This is a genomic window from Novacetimonas pomaceti, assembly GCF_003207955.1.
GTDB lineage: Bacteria > Pseudomonadota > Alphaproteobacteria > Acetobacterales > Acetobacteraceae > Novacetimonas > Novacetimonas pomaceti.
The window spans coordinates 1-829 of sequence record NZ_NOXG01000113.1 but is presented as its reverse complement, the minus strand read 5'-3'; the positions used below and the strand labels follow the sequence as shown (position 1 = coordinate 829).

The 829-nt window shown below is 62.6% G+C and carries 2 protein-coding genes and 1 pseudogene; 1 reads left to right on the top strand and 2 read right to left on the bottom strand.

Annotation, left to right across the window (positions count from 1 at the left end; genetic code table 11):
• Positions 1–114 (bottom strand): IS66 family insertion sequence element accessory protein TnpB (gene tnpB / locus CFR71_RS15905; RefSeq protein WP_165832105.1); only part of this gene is annotated, 114 nt, incomplete at its 3' end.
• A complete protein-coding gene (gene tnpA / locus CFR71_RS15900) occupies positions 111–599 on the bottom strand; it encodes an IS66-like element accessory protein TnpA (protein WP_061276868.1) in 489 nt (162 codons plus the stop codon). The genes tnpB and tnpA, both read right to left, overlap by 4 nt.
• 41 nt (positions 600–640) lie before the next feature.
• On the opposite strand from tnpA, the pseudogene CFR71_RS17225 reads away from it, so the two are divergent.
• Positions 641–829: pseudogene (locus tag CFR71_RS17225) on the top strand (DotH/IcmK family type IV secretion protein); the annotation flags it as partial.

Sequence of the window (829 nt, the reverse complement as noted above, 5' to 3'; positions counted from 1 at the left end):
AGGGTCACGACCCAGTGCTTCCTGGACCTTCAACGCCAGCCCGGGCATCCCCAGGCGCATATCGGTTACACCGGCCGCCAGCCATATCCTCAGCGTGGAAGGAAGCGGGATCATGATCGTAGTGCGCCCACAATCTCACGCAGACGATCAGCGGACAGCCCTGCGTCGAACTCCAGCCGCACACCGTCCGGAAAGACCAGGCTGACGGCTTGGCCGGACAGCGTTCCCTGTTCTCTCCGACGCTCCGATGGCTGCGGCTCGGGGGCCGGGGCTACCATGACAGGTATGAACGATGTCCCGCCTTTGGCCTGCGCTTTGGCCCGAGCCTCTCGCCGCCAGCGAAACACCAGACTGGGATGGATCCCATACTGTGCAGCCACCTCCCTTATGGGGCGTCGGCTCTCGTAGGACGCGATGACCACTCGCGCGCGAAATTCAGGGGCGTGCCAGCGGCGGCGATCCGAAACGATCTCGATCCGCGAGGCGTCCGCCAGCCTGTCCCGCTCATCGGTCTCTCTACCGCTCCTTTGGAGCCTCTCTGCGGTACTACCTGCGACACTCGCAGGTAGTACCGCGTCCCTATCTCTTAAATCGTTCATGCTTCATAGCTGAACCAGACCAGAAATATTCAGCAAGGCGTCAGTCGCCGGGAGCTTACGATGAAGCCGAGCATGAGGCCATTCCTTTCACGCCCGAAGAAATCCTTCGGCTGGGGGAACGCCTGAAGGACGTGCGTCGTGCCACGGAGCAGGTCGGCACGGAATTCGCGACCCCTAATGCGCGCCCGGCGATCCGTGTCTCCTTTGCGCCTGGTCAGCAGACAAGCCTG

Coding starts and splice junctions, on each gene's coding strand:
- tnpA (WP_061276868.1), bottom strand. CDS start 599: ATGAACGATTTAAGAGATAGGGACGCGGTACTACCTGCGAGTGTCGCA.